Origin of the sequence: Actinoplanes sp. NPDC051475 (assembly GCF_040689425.1) — a bacterium.
Taxonomy (GTDB): Bacteria; Actinomycetota; Actinomycetes; order Mycobacteriales; family Micromonosporaceae; genus Actinoplanes.
The window spans coordinates 725,458-744,079 of record NZ_JBFAZZ010000001.1 but is presented as its reverse complement, the minus strand read 5'-3'; the positions used below and the strand labels follow the sequence as shown (position 1 = coordinate 744,079).

Below are 18,622 nucleotides of genomic sequence, written 5' to 3'. Positions count from 1 at the left end.
ATCCTGCGGCTCGCGTCGCTCAGCTCTCCGCCGGGGAGGTGACCAGGTAGTCGTCGGCGTCCGGGCTCCACGCGAGGTCGACCGCGCCGCCGGTCGCCGCCGCCTTGCAGAACTGCAGGAAGCTGCGGTAGCCGAGCTTGCGCTCGCTGAAGTCGGGCGCCACCTTGCGGAGCTGGTTCTTGAGGCCGGACAGCGCCACCGGCCCGTCGCGGCCGGCCAGGTCGACGACGACCGCGCGCAGCAGGGCGAAGGCCGTCTCGCGGTCGCCGTGCTCCGGCAGCGTCACCTCGGGGTCGCCCTTGGCCGGGCGCTCGCTGAGCTCGACCACGTTGTGCTCGGCAAGGTGGCGCAGCAGCTCACCGAAGGCGCGGAATCCCCAGTCGGCCTCGTTGAACGTGGGGTCCTTGCGCAGCAGGGTCCGCTTGAGCGTCGACGAGGTCACCGCGCCGCCGGAACTGCGCTGCAGACCCGCGACGGTCTGCGCCACCAGGGCCGTGAGGGCGTCCATGTCCCGGGCGGGCGCCTCCGCGGCGGCCTGCGGCTCGGGCTCGGGCTCCGGCACGACCGGCTGCGCGGCCGGCTCGGGCGCCGGGGCGCCACGGCCGCGCCGGGTCCGCTCCGGCGGGACCTCGACACCGTCGAGGCGGTCGTAGTAGAGGAACTCGTCGCAGGCCGGCGGCAGCATCGCGGAGGTCGTCCGCTCGACCCCGACGCCGATGACCCGCTTGTTGAGCTCGCGCAGCTTGTGGACCAGGGGCGTGAAGTCGCTGTCGCCGGTGCACAGCACGAACGTCGAGATGTAGTCCCGCTCGAACGCCAGCACCAGCGCGTCCACGACCATCTTGATGTCCGCGGCGTTCTTGCGCGAGGCGCCCATGCGCTGCGGCATGTCGATGAGCTCCACGTGCGAGCGGGTCAGCATCCGGCGGTCCTCGTCGAAGTACGACCAGTCCGCGTACGCCCGGCGCACCACGACCCGCCCCCGCTCGGCGAGCGCATCGGTGACCGGCCGCAGGTCGAACGTCATGCCGCCGAGGTGCTCGCGCGCGCCGATCGCCAGGTTCTCGTAGTCGAGGAACAGGGCGATCCGCTCTTCTTGATCCACGCCGGCCAGCGTACGCGGTGTCCTGCGGCAGTCCGGTTCCGGCGGCGACTACGCGAGCCGCAAGCCGGCCTTCTCCGACCGGCTGACCGCGGCGGCCTGACCCTGGTCCGCGAGCAACGTGTGCAACGCCGCGACCGGGGCGGGCCGGGCGAAGTGGTAGCCCTGGGCCAGGTCGCAACCGAGGGCGCGCAGCCGCTCCGCCTGCTCGGCCGTCTCCACCGCCTCGGCCACCGTCCGCAGCTCCAGGCTGCGGCTGAGGTCCAGGATCGTCCGGACGAACGCCACGTCGCGCGGGCTGCCGCTCTCGATCTGCCGGGCCGTGAACGAGCCGTCCATCTTCAGGATGTCGACCGGCAGCTCCCGCAGGTACGCCAGGGACGAATAGCCGGTGCCGAAGTCGTCGATCGCGATGCGTACGCCGTTCCCGCGCAGCTCCTGGAGTTGCGCGACCGCGCTCGCCGCATCCGTGACCGAGGTCATCAGCACGGTCTCGGTGATCTCGACGATGAGCGCGCGGCCCGGGACGCCGTGGCGATCGAGGAGTTCCAGCAGGCGGGCGGCGAACAGCGGGTCGCGCAGCTGGTGTGCGGAGACGTTGACCGTCACGGACAGCTGGTGCTCGGTCCAGAGCCGGCGCAGGTCGGCGCAGACGGTGGCGAGCACCCAGTCCCCGAGGGCGACGATGGAGCCGCTCTGCTCCGCGAGCGGGATGAACCGGTCGGGACCGATCCGGGTGCCGTCCGGCCGGGTCCAGCGCAGCAGCGCCTCCGCGGCGGCGATCCGCCCGCCGGCCAGGTCGACGATGGGCTGGTAGTGCATGCTGAACTCGCCCGCCGCCAGGGCGCCGGGCAGCTGGGCGACCAGCGCCATGTTGGCCAGCCGCTCCGCGTGCACGGCCGGGTCGAAGACGGCGACGAGGCCGCCGCCCTGCGTCCGGGCGCCGCTGAGCGCCAGGTCGGCGTCGCGCAGGCCGTGCGGGTGCGGGGTTCCGGCCGCGAGCGTCATGACCCCGATCCCGGCGGTGAAGCGCCGGGTGCTCAGGCCCTTCAGCCGGTACGGCTCGTGCACGGCCTCGAGGATGCGCCGGCCCAGGCGTTCGCCGTCGGCGTCGTCGGTGAGCACGGCGAACTCGTCGGCGCCCAGCCGCACCACCGTCGCGCCGCTGGGCACGGCCGCGCGGATCCGCTGGGCCGTCTCGATGAGCACGGCGTCGCCGGCCGGGTGCCCGAAGGTGTCGTTGAAGTCGCGGAAGCCGTCGAGGTCGGCCATCAGCAGGGTCCGGTCCCGGGTGGCGGCGCGGCACAGCTGTTCCTGGAGCACGACCCGGTTGCCGAGCCCGGTGAGCTCGTCCAGGCGGGCGCGGCGGTTGAGCAGCCCGGCGAGCTGGGACAGCCGGACGACGAGGAACACGGACATCGTGCCGCCCAGCACCTCCAGCACGAGCAGGCGTACGGCGTCCGTACCCGGCACGGAGGCGAGGAGGCTGGCCACGGCCAGGCCGGTGATACCGGCCGTCAAGGACACGTACGTGGCGAGCCGGCGGCGGGAGGCGGGGGACGGGTTCCTGGGCACCGTACCGGTGCTGCGGGCCATCGACGGGTGCAGCGCGGCGGTGCCGATCAGCAGGTACGACCCGAGCCAGCCGAGTGCGATCAGGTGGTCCGCCGATCCGCCGCGCACGATCAGGCTGTAGTTGACGGTGTCGGTGAGCACGAGCAGCGCGGCTGATCCGACCATCAGCCGGTACGCCGGGGTGCGTACCCGCGACACGATGACGACCCGCGCGGTGAACACGAGGATCACGAGATCGATGCCCACGTAGCACAGGTAGCTGGTGAGCCGCAGCCCGGTGAAGCGGCCGTCGAACAGCATCGGCGCCACCACCAGCGTCCAGAGCAGGGCGCCGGCGCCCAGCGCCACGATCCCCATGTCGACGGCGCCGCTGCGGCGCTCCTGCGGCCGCACCCATCGGTAGTTGCTCCAGGCGACCAGCAGCAGCATCGCCGCATAGCAGGCGTCGCCGAGGGACGGGAACCGCGGCACGCCCGCCGGTGTCATCGCCATCGCCCAGAAGAGGTTCGCCAGCAGCGACATGGCGACCCCCGCGACGATCAGCCACCACGGGAGCGACCAGCCGGGCCGGTGCCGGCGCACGCCGGCGACCACCGCGGCGATGACCGAGGCGGCGACCGCCACGTACAGCCACTTGCGGGTCGTCGGGTCGAGCAGCAGGGCGCTGCCTACCAAGATCAGTGCCCCGACGGCGAAATACCAGCGGTGCGCGGCCCGCCACGGTCGAGGGGATGTCTGTGCGGTCACTCGCTCAGGTGTACGGACTCCCGGTTGCTTTTGCGTTGCCGCCGGGCGGTAAGAGCAGCGCAACCGGGGCCGGTGGGGGATGGTCGCGCGCCGCTGGCATCCTGACGGGATGTCTTCGCAGCCCTCTGACGACGCTCCGGTACGCATCGGGCTCGCCCTCGGCGGCGGGGCGGTACGCGGTGCCGCCCACATCGGGGTGCTCGACACGCTCGACCGGGCCGGCCTGGAGCCCGCCGTCATCACCGGGACCAGCGCGGGTGCCCTCGTCGGCGCGCTGTACGCCGCCGGCACCAGCCCGTCCGAGATCAGCAAGGTGGCCCAGGCGCTGCGGTGGTCCCGGCTCGTCCGGCCTGCGCGTACCCGCAAGGCCCTGTTCGACACCGCCCGGCTCGGCACGTTCCTCGACGGGCTGCTCGGCGGCCGGGATTTCGACGCGCTCGACCGGCCGTTCGCCGCGGTCGCCTGCGAGCTGTGCACCGGCGACCGGGTGGTGCTGCGGGACGGCCCGGTGTCCAGCGCCGTGCTGGCCAGCGCGGCCATCCCGGGCGTCTTCCCGCCGGTGGAGCGCGACGACCGGCTGCTGGTCGACGGCAGCCTGGTCGACATCGTGCCGGCCCGCCTCGCCCGCGAGCTGGGGGCCGACATCGTCGTGGCCGTCGACGTCTCAGGGCCGCTGCCCCGCCGCCCGCCGACGACGCTGCTGCACATCATGGTCGCGGTCAGCGCGCTGCAGCCCGGCGGCACCGGTCAGCTGGCCGAGGACGCCGACCTGCTCCTGACCCCGACGGTGGACGCGTACGCGTTCTGGGAGCTGTCGCGCATCACGGAGTTCGAGGATGCGGGCCGCGCGGCGGCCGAACAGGCGGTGCCGCTGCTGCAGTCGATGGTGGCGACGGCCGCTGCCCGGCGTGCCTGGGAGCGCGAGGTGGCCACGACCCCGCAGCCCTGAGCCGGCCGGCGGGTCAGGCGGGCACGGCGAACGCCTTTCGGAAGCGACCCGGAGCGGCAAGTCCGCCTCCCGGCTGCGGCCCGGTCAGCGGGCGTCGCCGAGGAGCCGCTCGATCAGCCGCGGCTCGCCGGGCCACGCTGCGAGCAGCACGTCGCGGGGGACCTGGCGGCCGGCGTACCGCAGGGCCAGCGCCACCACGACGATGTCGTCCAGCGGGCCGATGACCGGGATGAACTCCGGGATCAGGTCGATCGGGCTGGCCACCCACACGCCGGCCACGACGATCGCGATCTTCGCGCGCCGGGGCACCCGGGGGTCCTTGCGGAGGCGCCGGACCGTGGTCACGCAGTCCGGGATGAAGGCGGCGAGGTCGCGCAGGATGCCCGGCGGCAGGCGGCGCGCGAGGATCAGCAGCAGCCCCCAGCTCGCCGCCAGGCACAGCATCGCGATGCCGAGTCCGATGAACCAGTCCCGCATCTCGCCTCCCCGGGCGAAGTCTAGGCCGGGGGCGGATCAGCGGGTGAAGAACACCGCGATCACCAATAGCACGGGTACGCAGCAGATCGTCGACAGGAAGATGGCGTCGCGGACCACGACCAGGCCGGTGCCGAAGCTCTGGGCGTACAGGAAGATGTTCTGGGCCGTGGGCAGGGCGGCCAGGACCGTGACCGCGTAGGCCGCCTCGCGCGGCAGGCCGAGCCCGGCGGCGAGCAGGAAGGCGGTAGCCGGCATGGCGACGGTCTTGAGAGCGACGGCGGCGATCGTCGCGATGCGGTCCGGGCCGGGTGCCAGGACCCGGCGTCCGGACAGGGACATGCCGAACGCGAGCAGCACCACCGGTACGGCCGCCGATCCGACCGTGGCGACCGGCTCCGCGAGCACCGCGGGCAGTCGCAGGCCGGTCACGGACGACGCCACACCGGCCAGCACCGCCACGATCAGCGGATTGCGCAGCGGCGCCGTCACCGTGGTCCGCAGCGACGCGTGCCCGGTGGTGGCGACCTCGAGCAGCGTCAGCGCGATCGGCGTGACGATCAGCAGTTGCAGGACGATGATCGGTACGACCAGGGCGGCGTCGCCCAGCACGTAGGTGGCGACGGGGATGCCGATGTAGTTCGCGTTCGTGTAGCCCGCGGCGAGCGCGCCGAGGATCCGGGTGCCGCGGTCCCGGCGCCGCGTGACGAGCGTGTGCGCGCCGAAGCAGAGCACCGCGGCGACGGCCGAGACGAACAGCGGCTCGCTGAGCAGCACGCCGAGGTCAGCCGCCGCCACGCCGGTGAACAGCAGGCACGGCGTCATGACCGTGTAGACGAGCCGGCCCAGCACCGCCTCCGCGTCCGGCGGCAGTCCGGCCCGGCGCCGGGCCGCCCAGCCGATCAGCACGATCACGCCGATGAGCGCGAACCCGGAGAGAGCCTTGATCATGTGTGGACACGCTAACCGGCGAAAATCCGTTGCCGGCGCCGGGCGGGCCCGGGAAGCTGTGCGCATGACGTTCTGACGGATCACCCTCCCCGCCGCACCGCTGTCCGTCCGCATCGCAGTCCGTCCGGACCCTGTCCAGGGAGAACGTCCTTGTCCACCGTCACCGTGCTCGCCTCGCCGGCGAGCTGGATCGAGTCCGACGCCGTCGCGCAGTGCCACCAGGTTGCCGCCCTCGACGGCATGCGCCACGTCGCCGGCATGCCCGACCTGCATCCCGGCAAGGGTGCCCCGATCGGCGCCGCGATGCTGTCGTCCGTGCTCTACCCGTTCCTCGTCGGCTCCGACATCGGGTGCGGTATCGCCGTGTTCCCGATCCGGCTCAAGCGGCCGGTGGCCGAGAAGCTCGCCGCCCGGTTCCCCGACCTCGACCGCCCGCTGGATCCCGCGGAGGTGGACGGCGACATCCCCGCCGGTCACCGGGAAAGCCTGGGTACGGTCGGCCGCGGCAACCACTTCGTCGAGCTGGCGCGGGTCGGCGCCGTCCTCGAGCCGGGCCACGCGAGCCGCCTCGGGCTCGCCGCCGGCGACCTCGTGCTCATCGTGCACAGCGGCTCGCGCGGCCTGGGGGAGCGGATCCTGCGGGCGCACACCGAGGTGCACGGCGCCGGGCCCGCGCCGGACCCCGCCGCCTACCTGGCCTCGCACGACGCCGCGGTGGCCTGGGGGTCGCTGAACCGGCGGCTGATGGCCGCCCGGGTGGCCCACGCCCTGGGCGCGCGGCCGGCCGAGCCGATCGTGGACGAGTGCCACAATCTCGTCGAGGTCCGCGACGGGCTGTATCTGCACCGCAAGGGCGCCGCGCGCGGTGACGGCCGGGACGTGCTCGTCGCCGGCACCCGGGGCACCCCCTCGTACCTCGTGGCCGCCCACGCCGGGCCGGACGCCGGGTATTCGGTGGCCCACGGCGCGGGGCGCAAGATGTCGCGGGCCGACGCCCTCCGGCGGGGCCGGGCCAAGCACACGGTCGAGGAGCTGCGGCGTACACCGGTGGGCTCGCTGGTGGTGTGCGGCGACCGGCAGCTGCTCTTCGAGGAGGCGCCGACCGCGTACAAGCGCATCGAGCAGGTCGTCGGCGATCTGGTCGCGCACGGGCTCGCCACGCCGGTGGTCACGACGGTGCCGCTGGTCACGTACAAGACGGCGGAGCGGACGGCGGGGGACCGGCGCCGCGGCCGGCGCTGACCGGACAGGTTTCGCCGCCTCAGGCCCGGGTAGCCGTGCTGCGCTGGTATGTACCGCACACGGAGGACGGGGTCACATGGATTCGAGCAAGCCGGTCAAGGCGGTCAAGGACGTGGTGGAGGCCGCCGCCGCCAAGGTGGCGGAGGCCCTGACGTCCGAGGTCCCCGGCGCGCCGGGAAGCGCACCGGCCACCGTCGATGAGCCGACCGCCCCGAAGGGCCCGCTGCCGCCGAAGAAGGAGCAGGGCGCCCCGGACACCCGGACGCCCACCGGCGCCGAGACCGGCGCCCCGGCCGAGTCGAAGGGGCAGCAGGGCGCCTTTTTGACCACCTCGCAGGGTGCGCGCCTGCGGGACACCGACCACTCGCTGAAGGCCGGGCCGCGAGGCCCGATCCTGCTCCAGGACCACCACTTCCGCGAGAAGATCACGCACTTCGACCACGAGCGCATCCCGGAGCGGGTCGTGCACGCGCGCGGCGCGGGCGCACACGGCGTGTTCACCGGCTACGGCGCCGCGCAGAAGGTCACCAAGGCGGGCTTCCTCGCGAAGGGCAAGGAGACCCCGGTCTTCGTCCGCTTCTCCACGGTACTGGGCTCGCGCGGCTCGGCCGACACGGTGCGCGACACCCGAGGCTTCGCCACGAAGTTCTACACCGACGAGGGCACGTTCGACCTCGTCGCCAACAACATCCCGGTCTTCTTCATCCAGGACGCCATCAAGTTCCCGGACATCATCCACGCCGGCAAGCCGCACCCGGACCGGGAGATCCCGCAGGCGCAGAGCGCGCACGACACGTTCTGGGACTTCGTCTCGCTGCACACCGAGGCGCAGCACCACACGATCTGGAACATGTCGGACCGCGGCATCCCGCGCTCGTACCGGACGATGGAGGGCTTCGGCGTCCACACCTTCCGGCTGGTCGACGCGGCCGGCGAGACGGTGCTGGTCAAGTTCCACTGGAAGCCCAAGCTGGGCGTGCACTCCCTGGACTGGGAGGAGGCCCAGATCGCCGCGGGCGTCGACCCCGACTTCCACCGGCGGGACCTGTACGACGCGATCGAGGCGGGCGCCTTCCCGGAGTGGGAGCTCGGCATCCAGGTCTTCCCGGACACGCCCGAGGAGACGTTCGCCGGCATCGACCTGCTCGACCCGACGAAGATCGTCCCCGAGGAGCTCGCACCGGTGCAGCCCGTCGGCAAGCTCGTGCTCAACCGCACGCCGCGCAACTTCTTCGCCGAGACCGAACAGGTGGCGTTCCACCTCGGCCACCTGCCGCCGGGCATCGACGTCACCAACGACCCGCTGCTGCAGGGCCGGCTGTTCTCGTACGTCGACACGCAGCTCACCCGGCTGGGCGGCCCGAACTTCTCGCAGATCCCGATCAACCGCCCGCACGCCCCGGTCAACGACATGCTGCGCGACGGCTTCCACCAGCACGCCGTGCACGCGGGGGTCGCGCCGTACCGGCCGAACTCGCTCGACGGCGGGAACCCGTTCACCACCGAGGAGAACGCCTTCCTGGACCTGCCGGTGGTGGTCGCCGAGGCGCCGAAGGTACGCGCGAACCCGGCCTCCTTCGACGACCACTACAGCCAGGTCCGGCTGTTCTGGCTGAGCATGTCGCCGGTGGAGAAGGAGCACATCATCCGGGCGTACACCTTCGAGCTCGGCAAGTGCTACGAGCAGGCGATCAAGGAACGCCAGCTGCAGTGCCTGGCCAACATCGACCCGGTGCTGTGCGCCGAGGTCGCCAAGGGTCTGGGCCTGCCCGCGCCGGAGCCCACGGTGCCACTCGCCGACGTCCACCCCAGCCCGGCGCTGTCGCAGATCGGCCGCATGTGGCCCGCCGACGGCCGCCTGATCGGCATCGTGGTCGACCCGGCCGTGGGCCTCGACGACGTGGGTCCGGTGCGCCGGGCGGTGTTCGCCGCCGGCATGGTGCCCCTGCTGATCGCCCCGTACGGCGGCGTGGTGGACGGCATGCCGGTGCAGCGCACCTTCGCCACGGCGCGTTCGGTCGAGTTCGACGCGATCCTGGTGGCCGGCGCCCCGGCCCCGGCCGCGGACGCGCTGCCGGTCCGCGACGCCAAGGCCGGCGCGGCCGGTTCGCTCGCCGTCGACCCGCGCGTGGTGCTGCTGGTCGACGAGGCGTGGCGGCACGCCAAGGCGATCGGCGCCTGGGGCAACGGCCTCACCGTGCTGCAGGAGGCCGGCGTGGCCGGCACGCCGGGCGTCGTGACGGCCGAGTCCGGGGAGGACGCCCTCACCGCCGTGCAGCAGCTGCTCGCGGCACACCGGGTGTGGGAGCGGTTCCCCGCCTCCGTCGCCTGACCGGCCGGCACCACCGGGCCCGCCCTGCGCCGCAGGGCGGGCCCGTTCACGTCCGGCGGCCGGCCAGGGCGAGCTCGGCCTGGCCCGTACGGTGCATCCGCTGCCAGCGCTGGCGGTCGCCGAGCAACGCCGCCACGGTCGCGTGCACCACGACGAGGTACATCAGCTGCCGGTACACGATCTGCTGCAGCGGCAGGCTCCACAGCGGCCCGAGGCGCTCGCCGTCGAGGCGCAGCGCGTAAGCCGCCGTGATCATCTGCAGGACCTGGAAGCCCGCCCAGGTCGTGGCGATCTGCGGCCAGGGCAGGAAGAACACCCCGTAGACCGCCGCCACGTCCACCGCCGGGGCGGTCAGCGGCAGCAGAACCTGGAACAGCAGCAGGTACGCCAGCCCGCGCCGGCCCAGCCTGCCGCCGGGGCCGCGCTCGGCCAGGGACCGGCGGTGCTTCCACATCGCCTGCATCGTGCCGTAGCACCACCGGTAGCGCTGGCGCCACAGCTGCCCGAGGGTCGCCGGCACCTCGGTCCACGCGACGGCGCGCGGTTCGTAGACGACCCGCCAGCCGGCCCGGATGACCGCCATGGTCAGGTCCGTGTCCTCCGCCAGGGTGGCCTGCGAGACCCCGCCCACCTCGGCCAGTGCCGTACGCCGGAACGCCCCGATCGCCCCCGGCACCGTCGGCATGCAGCGAGCCAGGTCGAACATGCGACGGTCCAGGTTGAAGCCGATCACGTACTCGAGGTGTTGCCAGCGGCCGAGCAGGCCACCGCGGTTGGCGACCTTGGTGTTGCCCGACACCGCGCCCACCGAGACGTCGGCGAACGGTTGCACGAGCCGGCCGATCGCGTCCGGGGCGAATATGGTGTCCCCGTCGACGAGTACGAGCAGGTCACCGGTGGCGGCGGCGATGCCGGTGTTGAGGGCGGCGGGCTTGCCCGCGTTGGCCTGCCGGACGACTCGGACCCCGGGCAGGCCCAGCCGGGCGACGATGCCCGCGGTGTCGTCGTTGGAGCCGTCGTCGACGACGATGATCTCGAGCGGCCGGTAGTCCGAGGCGGCCAGGGAGCGCACGGTGCCCGCGATGTTGGCGGCCTCGTTGTACGCCGGCACGACGACGCTGACCGTACCGAAGCCGGCCTGCCGGTGGCCCTGCCGCCGCGTCCGCCGTACGTGGCGCCGCGAGTGGTACAGCTGCATCACCAGGCGTCCGACGCCGAGCAGGACCGCCGCACCCAGCAGCACCGACATCGCCGTGGCGGCGACGGCTCCGGCCCGTTGCACCCCGGTGAGCGCGTACCCGCGCAGGCGCAGGGCGAGCGGGGCGGCCGGTGTCGGGGTGAGACGTACGGCCTGGGACACCGTCGCGAAGCGGTAGCCCGCCGCGGTGCTCAGCAGCCGGTCGACGGCCGCGACGGTCTGGGCGCGGTCGCCGCCGCTGTCGTGGAACATCACCACCGCCCCGCGCCCGGCGGCCGGCGTCGCGGCACGGACGATCGCCGCCGTGCCCGGGCGGCGCCAGTCACCGCTGTCCCGGTCGGTCAGTACGGTGAGGTAACCGGCCGCCCCGGCCCTGTTCATCGCCTCGGCCTCGGCCCGGGTGACAGCCCCCGGGGTGGCGGCGTACGGCGGGCGCACCAGCCTGGTCCGCGTGCCGGTGGCCGAGGCGATGACGGCCTGGGTGGCGGCGAGCTCGGCGCGCTGCCGCCAGGCGGGAATCGCCGCCAGCTCGGCGTGGCTGTACGTGTGCACGCCCAGCTCGTGGCCCTCCGCGACGATCCGGCGGGCCAGCTCGGGGTGCTCGGCCACCTTGGCGCCGACGACGAAGAACGTCGCGTGGGCGCCGTGCCGGCGCAGGACGTCGAGAATCCGCGGGGTCCACCGGGGATCGGGTCCGTCGTCGAAGGTCAACGCCAGGACCCGAGGTGGCGGGCGCAGGCTGCGGATCGGCTGCCCGGGCGCCACGCGCTGGACCGGGCCGCCGGCGCGGATCACGGGATCGGCCGCGGTCGCCGGGCCGGTCCGCTGCGGCGTACCGGAGCCCTCGCTGCCCACGTGCCGGACGTAGCCGTTGACGCAGAGCGCGATCAGCAGCAGCATCAGCGCGGCGACGAGACCGGCCCAGTGGGATCGGGGGCGGGCTCCGGTCACTTCTTGTGACCGGAACGGGCCCGGCAGGCGGCGGCCGCCCGCGGCGGCTTCCGGCCGGGGGCGGTGCACGCCTTGGGCTTCCGCCCGGTGGCCGGAGCCGCCGCCGACGACGTCGACGGCTCCGGCGTCCCGGCATCGCCGGCGCTCGGCGAGGGCGGGGACGGCACCACTGCGGGCCGGGACGGGGATGCGCTGGTCACGGCGGTCGTCGGAGCCTTCGCCGGCCGGACGGCCGCCGTCTCCAGGACCGGTGTGGACACCGTGACGGCCTCGCGTCCGGGGATCCGCGAGGCCGGCGGTTGCGCCTCGCGAGTCGTCGGGTGGGTGGTGGTGCGGGGCGCCGCCGGGTTCAGGGGAGCGGGCAGCGCGAGCGAGGGCAGGCGGGCCCCGCCCGCGAGGCCCGCGACGGTCACCGCGGTGGCCGCGGCCAGGGCGGCGACGCCCAGCCGGCCGCAGAGCACCAGCCGCCGGCGCCGGCGGCCGGTGCGGTCCACGAAGACGGGGTCATCACCCACCGGCTGGATCTCGTGCGAGGCCACCGCTCGCCCTCCTGACGTCCGACGGGATCGCCCGATATCCGGACGTATCGGAAACAACGACCCGGGACTCCGGAGGTGGTGCTCATAGTTGCGGCCACTCCCGCAGCGGACCGTAGGCGGCCCGGTAGCCGGCCGGCCCGGTCAAGGGCGCGGTGAGGGCGCGGACCCAGCCCGGGACGGACGCGGTCCGCGAGAAGCGGTCGGTCTGGGTCTGGACGTGCGTGACCCTCGGGCGCCGCACCTGGTCGAAGCGGGCGGCGGCGGCCGGTACGTCCGCCCCGGCGGCGAGCAGGGCCGCCAGGACCTCGGCGTCCTCCAGGGCGAGTGCGGCCCCCTGTGCCCAGACCGGCGCGGTGGCGTGGGCGGCGTCGCCGATCAGCACGGCCCGGCTGTGCGTCCACCGAGGGATGCGGACCTCCTCGATGGGGGAGTGGTACAGCTGCGACGGGTCGGCGAGCACCGACTTGAGGGTCTGGCGTACGGGCTCCGGGAAGCCGGCGAAGGTGTCCGCCAGCCAGCCGACGTCCGGGCTGGCCGGGCCCCCGCCGGTCGCGCAGGCGAAGCCGTACACCTCGGCCGGGGAGACCGGGATCAGCAGGTAGGTGCCCCGGTCGCCGATCCACACCGCCCAGCGGTCCACGCCGGGATTGGGCGCCATGAAGCGGTAGCTCGCCGCCGACAGCACCGCCGCCCGGACCCCCTCGTCGCCGAATGCCGCCCGGCGCACGGTCGAGCGCACGCCGTCGGCCCCGACGACCAGGACGCCGCGCGCGGTCGAGCCGTCCGAGAGGTCCACCTCCACGCCGGTCCCGTCCTGCCGGACGGCGGTCACACCGAGGCCCAGGTGGACGGTCCCGTCCGGCAGCCCGGCGCGCAGCATGGTGTGCAGGTCGGCGCGGCGGACGCAGCGCGGCGCGGCCCGCGGTCCCCAGAAGGCGTTCTCGTCGACGCCGAACAGCAGGCGCCCACGCCGGGTGCGGTACTCACGGCGGGCCACCGGGAAGCCCACGCCCTCGATCGCGTCGCCGAGGCCGGCCCGGTGCAGGGCGCTGATCGCGTTGCCGGGCAGGTTGACGGCCAGGCCGGCATCCGCCGCCTCCGTGCGCCGCTCGTAGATCGCGTACGGGATGCCCTCGCGGTGCAGCGCGCGGGCGAGGGCCAGGCCGGCGATGCCGGCGCCGATGATCAGGACTGGCTCGGTCATGCCGCCGATGGTGGTGCCCGGAGCGGGCGCGCGCCAGGGCCCGGCGGACAGGAAAACGTGCCGATTCCTGTCGCTTATGGACGGCTGTTGCGCGGCAGCGCGGACAGGTTGCGCCCGCGGACCAGGGCCTGGCGGCGGCCGATCTCGCGGCCGTCCACCGTGACCTCGACGCCGTCGACCTCGTACCAGCTGTCGTTGTCGTATTGCACCGGCCGGTTCCAGTCCACCCGCTCGACCCGCATCCGCAGCGGTCCCGCCCCGAACCGGTAGTCGGACTCCGGGAAGAGGCTCACCGGAGCGGCGGGGCCGCGATTCCTGTCCATCCACGCACTCCTCGTCTGCCGGGCCCGCGTCCGGGCTGGACGCTGCCATCGCCGGCGGGTGCGCGGAGCCGCGCACGTGCCCAAGCATGGCCAGATGGCCTCGACGATGCAAGTACTGCTGCACGTGCATATGCACATTGGCTGGTAAGACAACAGGAAAGGATGTCTGAAGTGCACCGTTCGGAGGAGGCTGACCAGCTGACCAGCTGATCAGCTCTCCGCGGCACTGAGCTCGTCGAGGATCTTGTGGAGGATCGCGGAGGTCCGGTCCGGCGGCTCCGCCTCGAGGCAGGCGCGCTCCATCGTCTCCGCATAGAGATCCACGTCGCCCGGCTTGTCGAGGTAGAGCGCGGTGGTGAGCTGCTCGACGTACACCACGTCGGACAGTTCGGCCTCGGCGAAGCGCAGGATCGCGAAGGGCAGGCCGGCGGCCGCGTGCGCCGTGGCGTGGAACGGCACGATCTGGATGTGCACGTGCGGCAGCTCGGCGGCCTCGATCAGCGCCTCGATCTGACCCCGCATCACCGTGCGGCCGCCGAACTGGCGGCGCAGCACGGCCTCGTCCAGGACCGCCCACACCTGCGGCGGGTCCGGCCGGTGCAGCACCCGCTGCCGGCCCAGGCGCAGCGCGATCCGCCGCTCGATCTCGTCGGCGGGCGCCTCCGCGTGCCCGTGCGCGATCACCGCACGCGCATAGTCGCCGGTCTGGAGCAGGCCGGGGACGAAGTGGACCTCGTACGCCCGGACCAGCGACGCCGCCTCCTCCAGGCCCAGATAGGACAGGAACCAGGGTGGGGCGACGTCGGCGAACTCCTGCCACCAGCCGGGCGCGTTGGCCTGCCGGGCCAGGGCCAGCAGGTCGTCGCGCTCGTCCTCCGGCACGCCGTAGAAGGCGAGCAGGTCGGCGACGTCGCGTTCCTTGAACGGGACCCGGCCCAGCTCCATCCGGCTGATCTTCGACTCGGAGGCCCGGATCTCCCAGCCGGCCGCCTCGCGGGTGATCTCCCGTTGTTTGCGCAGCCTGCGCAGCTTGGTCCCCAGCCTGATGCGCAGCGCGGCGGGGCCGGTGCCGGCGTCCTGACGAGCTGCGATCAATCCACCCACCCCGATCAGCCCTCGGTCCTCTCGGGGAACTCCATAACCTGATGCACGTGCATCCAAACGTGCAGCTTCCCTCGACGATGCCCAACCACCTGCACGATCATAGGGCCGCGGCGGCCCTGATCCACCCGTGTCACCCGGTCGCCGCCGGCGGGGCGCGCCGCCTCTATTCACCTCTGTAGATGCATTCCCCGGCCTGACGTGGTAGGCCGATGGCAGGCGCGTGCGTACCAGCAGGGAGGACCGTCATGACGACGACACCGGAACGGTTCGGATCGGGCTCGGGGATCTTCCGGCGAAAGCCGGTGGAGGACGTCGCCGACGACAAGGCCGACCTGTCCCGCACGCTCGGGCTGTGGCAGCTCACCGCCATCGGCGTCGGCGGCATCATCGGTGCCGGCATCTTCGCCCTGGCCGGCGCAGTGGCCCACGAGACCGCCGGCCCGGCCGTGCTGATCTCGTTCCTGATCGCCGGCGTGGCCAGCGCCGCCGCGGCACTGTCCTATGCGGAGTTCGCCGGGATGATCCCCAAGGCCGGCTCCGCCTACACGTACGGCTACGTGGTGCTGGGCGAGATCGTCGGCTGGTTCATCGGCTGGGACCTGCTGCTGGAGTACACCGCGATCGTGTCCGTGGTGGCGATCGGCATCTCCGGCTACTTCTCGTTCCTCGTGGGGGAGCTGGGCCTCGACCTGCCGGCCTGGATGCTGGGGGCGCCGGGCACCGGTGACGGGCACGTCGTGGACCTGTTCGCCGTGCTGCTGTGCCTGCTCATCGCGTACCTGCTGAATCTGGGCATCCGGGCGGCGGCCCGGGCCGAGACGGCCGTGGTCGCGATCAAGATCGCGGTGGTCCTGCTCGTCGTGGCGGTCGGCGTCTTCCACATCCGTACGGCGAACTACCGGCCGTTCTTCCCGTTCGGGGTGAGCGGCGCCGTCACCGGAGCCGCCACGGTGTTCTTCGCGGTGTTCGGTTACGACGCCATGAGCACCGCCGCCGAGGAGGCACGCGACGCGCGGCGGCACCTGCCCCGGGCGATCATCTACTCGCTGATCGTCTCGATGCTGCTGTACGTGGCGGCCACGCTCGTGCTCACCGGCATGCAGAACTACCGCGACATCGACCCGGAGAGCGGCTTCTCCTCCGCCTTCGCGGCGGTCGGCCTGTCCGGCCTCGCCGACGTCATCGCGGTCGGCGCCATCATCGGCATCCTCACCGTCATGTTCACCTTCATGCTCGGCGTGACCCGGGTCTGGTACGCGATGAGCCGCGACGGCCTGCTGCCGGCCTGGTTCGCCCGGCTGCACCCGGTGCGCCGGGTGCCGAGCCGGGTCACCTGGATCGCCGGGGCCGCCTCCGCCGTCATCGCCGGCTTCCTGCCCATCCGGGAGGCGGCGGAGCTGACCAACATCGGCATCCTGCTCGCCTTCGTCGTGGTCTGCGTCGCGGTGATCGTGCTGCGCTACCGGCGCCCGGAGCTGCCCCGCACCTTCCGCCTGCCCGGGATGCCGGTGATCCCGGCGCTCGGCGTGCTCTTCTCGCTCTGGCTGATCACGTTCCTCAGCCCGGTGACCTGGCTGCGCTTCGTGGTCTGGTTCGTGCTCGGGCTGCTGGTGTACCTGCTCTACAGCCGCCACCACTCGCAGCTCAACCGGTCGAAGTGAGGAGCATGCCGCGTTCGTGAACCTGCGCCTCCGGCGGCCCGTTGCGATGGCGGCAAGGGACGTCGACCCCTCTCGGAGGTTCAGGTGCTCAAACGTACGGTCACCGCCGCGGCGATGCTGCTGGCGGCCGGTTCGGCATTCGCCATCGCGGCCAACGCCCGGGCGCAGACGCCGGGTGCGGAACCTGCCCGGTACGTCGCCCTCGGCGACTCCTACGCCGCCGGAGTCGGCGCGGACCCCTACGACCCCGCGAGCGGCCCGTGCCGGCGCAGCCCGCTCGGCTATCCGCGGGCCTGGGCCGCCGCCCACCCGGCGTACGCCCTCACCGACATGACGTGCAGCGGCGCGACCATCGCCGACGTCGGGGAGACTCAGCTCGGCGCGCTGGACGAGCGGACGACGATGGTGACCGTCACGGCCGGCGGCAACGACGCCGGCTTCGCCTGGACCGTCCGGAACTGCCTGGCCCGCAGCGAGAGGATGTGCCGGCGTTCCACCCGGATCGGTACGTGGTACGCGCGGCACCGGCTGTCCGGCCGCCTGGCGGGGCTCTTCACGGAGATCCGGCGGCGGGCGCCGCACGCCGACGTGACCGTGCTCGGCTATCCCCGTTTGGTGGGGGAGGGCGGCACCTGCCCCGGCCTGGACCTCGACGAGGCCGAGCGGCGCGGGCTCGCCGACAACGCGGATGCGGTCACGGACGGACTCGCCGCGGCCAGCCGCCGTGCGGGCTTCCGCTTCGCCGACGTCCGCGAGGCCTTCCGCGGCCATGAGGCCTGCAGTGCTGACCCGTGGCTGCACGCCGCCGACCCCCGGCGGCCGACTGAGACGTTCCATCCCACCGCCGCGGGGTACGCCGGTGCCTACGGTGCCGTGCTCGGCGGCGTACCGGACGCGACACCGCCGTCGACACCGCCGTCGACGCCCCCTTCATCACCTCCGTCTCAGCCCTCGACGCCTCCGACCGAGCCGGCTACGCCCCCGGCGCCGGATGCGCCGGTCGGTGACGCCGCACTGGAGAGCCGGATGATCGATCTGATCAACACCGAGCGGGCCCGGGGCGGTTGCCCGCCCGTCAGGCCGAGCGACACCCTGACCGGCGCCGCGCGCGCCCACTCCCGGCTGATGGCGGGGAAGCGGGAGCTGAGTCACCGCCTGGCCGGCGAGCCCGACCTCGGCGACCGGATCACCGCGGCCGGCTACCGGTGGGCGTCCATCGCCGAGAACGCCGCCCCGGGTGCCTTCCGGACGCCCGAGATCGCCATGTACGGCAAGCACGACGCGACCACGGACTTCACCGGCTTCATGGAGAGCGAGGGACACCGCGCCAACATCCTCCGCTGCGGATACACCGAGGTCGGCGTCGGCGTGGCACGCGACGCGGACGGCGCACCATGGTGGACCCAGGACTTCGGTTCATCGCGCTGAACGGTCTTCACTAAGATGCACGCGGACGCTCGCCGACACCGGGAGGAACCATGGCGGAGCCGCTGGACACCGGGCGACCGCATCCCGCGCGCGTGTACGACTACCTGCTCGGCGGCAAGGACAACTTCGCCGCCGACCGCGCCGCCGCCGAGCAGGGGCTGACAGTCAACCCCGACGCCGCCACCGCGCCGCTGCAGAACCGGGCCTTCCTGCGGCGGGCGGTGCGGTTCCTGGCCGCCGAGGCCGGGGTCGGGCAGTTCCTCGACATCGGTACGGGCCTGCCGACCTCCCCGAACGTGCACGAGGTGGCGCAGGCGGCGGACCCGTCCGCGCGGATCGTCTACGTGGACAACGACCCGATCGTGCTGACCCACGCGCGGGCCCTGCTCACCAGCTCGCCGCAGGGGCGGACCGCGTACGTGGACGGCGACCTGCGCGACGTCGGCGAGATCCTGCGCGCCCCGGAACTGGCGGGGACGCTGGACCTGGGCCGGCCGGTCGCGGTGCTGCTGCTCGCGATCCTGCACTTCTTCGACGACGACGCCGACCCGTACACGATCGTCGGCAGGCTCATGGACGCCCTGCCCAGCGGCAGTTACCTGGTGGTGTCGCACATCACCGCCGACTACAACCCCACGTCCTGGGCGCGCTTCTCCGAGATCATGCGGCGGCAGGGCATCACCACCCGGTTGCGCAACCAGCCGGAGGTGGGCCGCTTCTTCGCCGGCCTGGAGCTCGCCGAGCCCGGCGTGGTGCCGATCCTGCGGTGGCGGCCCGAGGGCGAGGAGCCCCTCACCGACGCCCAGGCGGCCCTCTACGGCGGGGTGGCCCGCAAGCCCTGA

General features: G+C 73.4%; 15 protein-coding genes. 6 read left to right on the top strand and 9 right to left on the bottom strand.

Features of this window, described 5'->3' with window-relative positions; all coding sequences use genetic code 11:
• Positions 1-19 precede the first annotated feature (19 nt).
• A complete protein-coding gene (locus AB0368_RS03435) occupies positions 20-1,105 on the bottom strand; it encodes a PIN domain-containing protein (RefSeq protein WP_366152153.1) in 1,086 nt (361 codons plus the stop codon).
• 48 nt (positions 1,106-1,153) lie between these two features.
• A complete protein-coding gene (locus AB0368_RS03430) occupies positions 1,154-3,424 on the bottom strand; it encodes a bifunctional diguanylate cyclase/phosphodiesterase (RefSeq protein WP_366152152.1) in 2,271 nt (756 codons plus the stop codon).
• Positions 3,425-3,533: 109 nt separating this feature from the next.
• Between AB0368_RS03430 and AB0368_RS03425 the strand changes: the two genes are divergently transcribed.
• Positions 3,534-4,373: a patatin-like phospholipase family protein gene (locus AB0368_RS03425; protein ID WP_366152151.1), complete on the top strand. Its 840-nt coding sequence runs from the start codon at positions 3,534-3,536 to the stop codon at positions 4,371-4,373.
• 84 nt (positions 4,374-4,457) lie between these two features.
• Here the strand turns inward: AB0368_RS03425 and AB0368_RS03420 are convergent, their stop codons facing one another.
• Both AB0368_RS03420 and AB0368_RS03415 read right to left on the bottom strand, forming a co-directional pair.
• Positions 4,458-4,850 (bottom strand): DUF1232 domain-containing protein, encoded by a 393-nt coding sequence (locus AB0368_RS03420; RefSeq protein WP_366152150.1) that lies wholly within the window; start codon positions 4,848-4,850, stop codon positions 4,458-4,460.
• A 36-nt stretch (positions 4,851-4,886) separates the two neighbouring features.
• The gene (locus AB0368_RS03415; protein WP_366152149.1) at positions 4,887-5,798 is read right to left on the bottom strand and encodes an AEC family transporter; all 912 of its coding nucleotides are present in this window, start codon (positions 5,796-5,798) and stop codon (positions 4,887-4,889) included.
• A 150-nt stretch (positions 5,799-5,948) separates the two neighbouring features.
• On the opposite strand from AB0368_RS03415, the gene AB0368_RS03410 reads away from it, so the two are divergent.
• Both AB0368_RS03410 and AB0368_RS03405 read left to right on the top strand, forming a co-directional pair.
• Complete coding sequence (locus AB0368_RS03410; RefSeq protein ID WP_366152148.1) at positions 5,949-7,040, top strand: RNA ligase RtcB family protein; 1,092 nt, start codon at positions 5,949-5,951, stop codon at positions 7,038-7,040.
• A gap of 76 nt (positions 7,041-7,116) precedes the next feature.
• On the top strand, positions 7,117-9,372 hold the full coding sequence (locus AB0368_RS03405) for a catalase (RefSeq protein ID WP_366152147.1): 2,256 nt from the start codon (positions 7,117-7,119) through the stop codon (positions 9,370-9,372).
• Between the two features lie 46 nt (positions 9,373-9,418).
• On the opposite strand, the gene AB0368_RS03400 is transcribed toward AB0368_RS03405, so the two are convergent.
• The 5 genes from AB0368_RS03400 to AB0368_RS03380 all read right to left on the bottom strand — a co-directional run bounded on the left by AB0368_RS03400 (position 9,419) and on the right by AB0368_RS03380 (position 14,682).
• Complete coding sequence (locus tag AB0368_RS03400) at positions 9,419-11,521, bottom strand: bifunctional polysaccharide deacetylase/glycosyltransferase family 2 protein (protein ID WP_366152146.1); 2,103 nt, start codon at positions 11,519-11,521, stop codon at positions 9,419-9,421.
• Positions 11,518-12,060 carry a hypothetical protein gene (locus AB0368_RS03395; RefSeq protein WP_366152145.1) on the bottom strand — a complete coding sequence of 181 codons (543 nt, stop codon included), beginning with the start codon at positions 12,058-12,060 and terminating at the stop codon, positions 11,518-11,520. Before AB0368_RS03395 ends, AB0368_RS03400 begins: the two co-directional genes overlap by 4 nt.
• Positions 12,061-12,142: 82 nt before the next feature.
• Positions 12,143-13,264 (bottom strand): FAD-dependent monooxygenase, encoded by a 1,122-nt coding sequence (locus AB0368_RS03390; RefSeq protein ID WP_366152144.1) that lies wholly within the window; start codon positions 13,262-13,264, stop codon positions 12,143-12,145.
• Positions 13,265-13,338: 74 nt separating this feature from the next.
• Positions 13,339-13,587, bottom strand: a complete 249-nt coding sequence (locus AB0368_RS03385; RefSeq protein ID WP_366152143.1) for a hypothetical protein — start codon at positions 13,585-13,587, stop codon at positions 13,339-13,341.
• A 210-nt stretch (positions 13,588-13,797) separates the two neighbouring features.
• On the bottom strand, positions 13,798-14,682 hold the full coding sequence (locus AB0368_RS03380; RefSeq protein WP_366152142.1) for a helix-turn-helix transcriptional regulator: 885 nt from the start codon (positions 14,680-14,682) through the stop codon (positions 13,798-13,800).
• A gap of 254 nt (positions 14,683-14,936) precedes the next feature.
• Here AB0368_RS03380 and AB0368_RS03375 point away from each other — a divergent pair, with 254 nt between their 5' ends.
• From AB0368_RS03375 to AB0368_RS03365, 3 genes are all read left to right on the top strand, one after another.
• Positions 14,937-16,352 (top strand): amino acid permease, encoded by a 1,416-nt coding sequence (locus AB0368_RS03375; protein ID WP_366152141.1) that lies wholly within the window; start codon positions 14,937-14,939, stop codon positions 16,350-16,352.
• Between the two features lie 84 nt (positions 16,353-16,436).
• On the top strand, positions 16,437-17,780 hold the full coding sequence (locus AB0368_RS03370) for a GDSL-type esterase/lipase family protein (protein WP_366152139.1): 1,344 nt from the start codon (positions 16,437-16,439) through the stop codon (positions 17,778-17,780).
• Positions 17,781-17,830: 50 nt separating this feature from the next.
• Positions 17,831-18,622: an SAM-dependent methyltransferase gene (locus AB0368_RS03365; RefSeq protein WP_366152138.1), complete on the top strand. Its 792-nt coding sequence runs from the start codon at positions 17,831-17,833 to the stop codon at positions 18,620-18,622.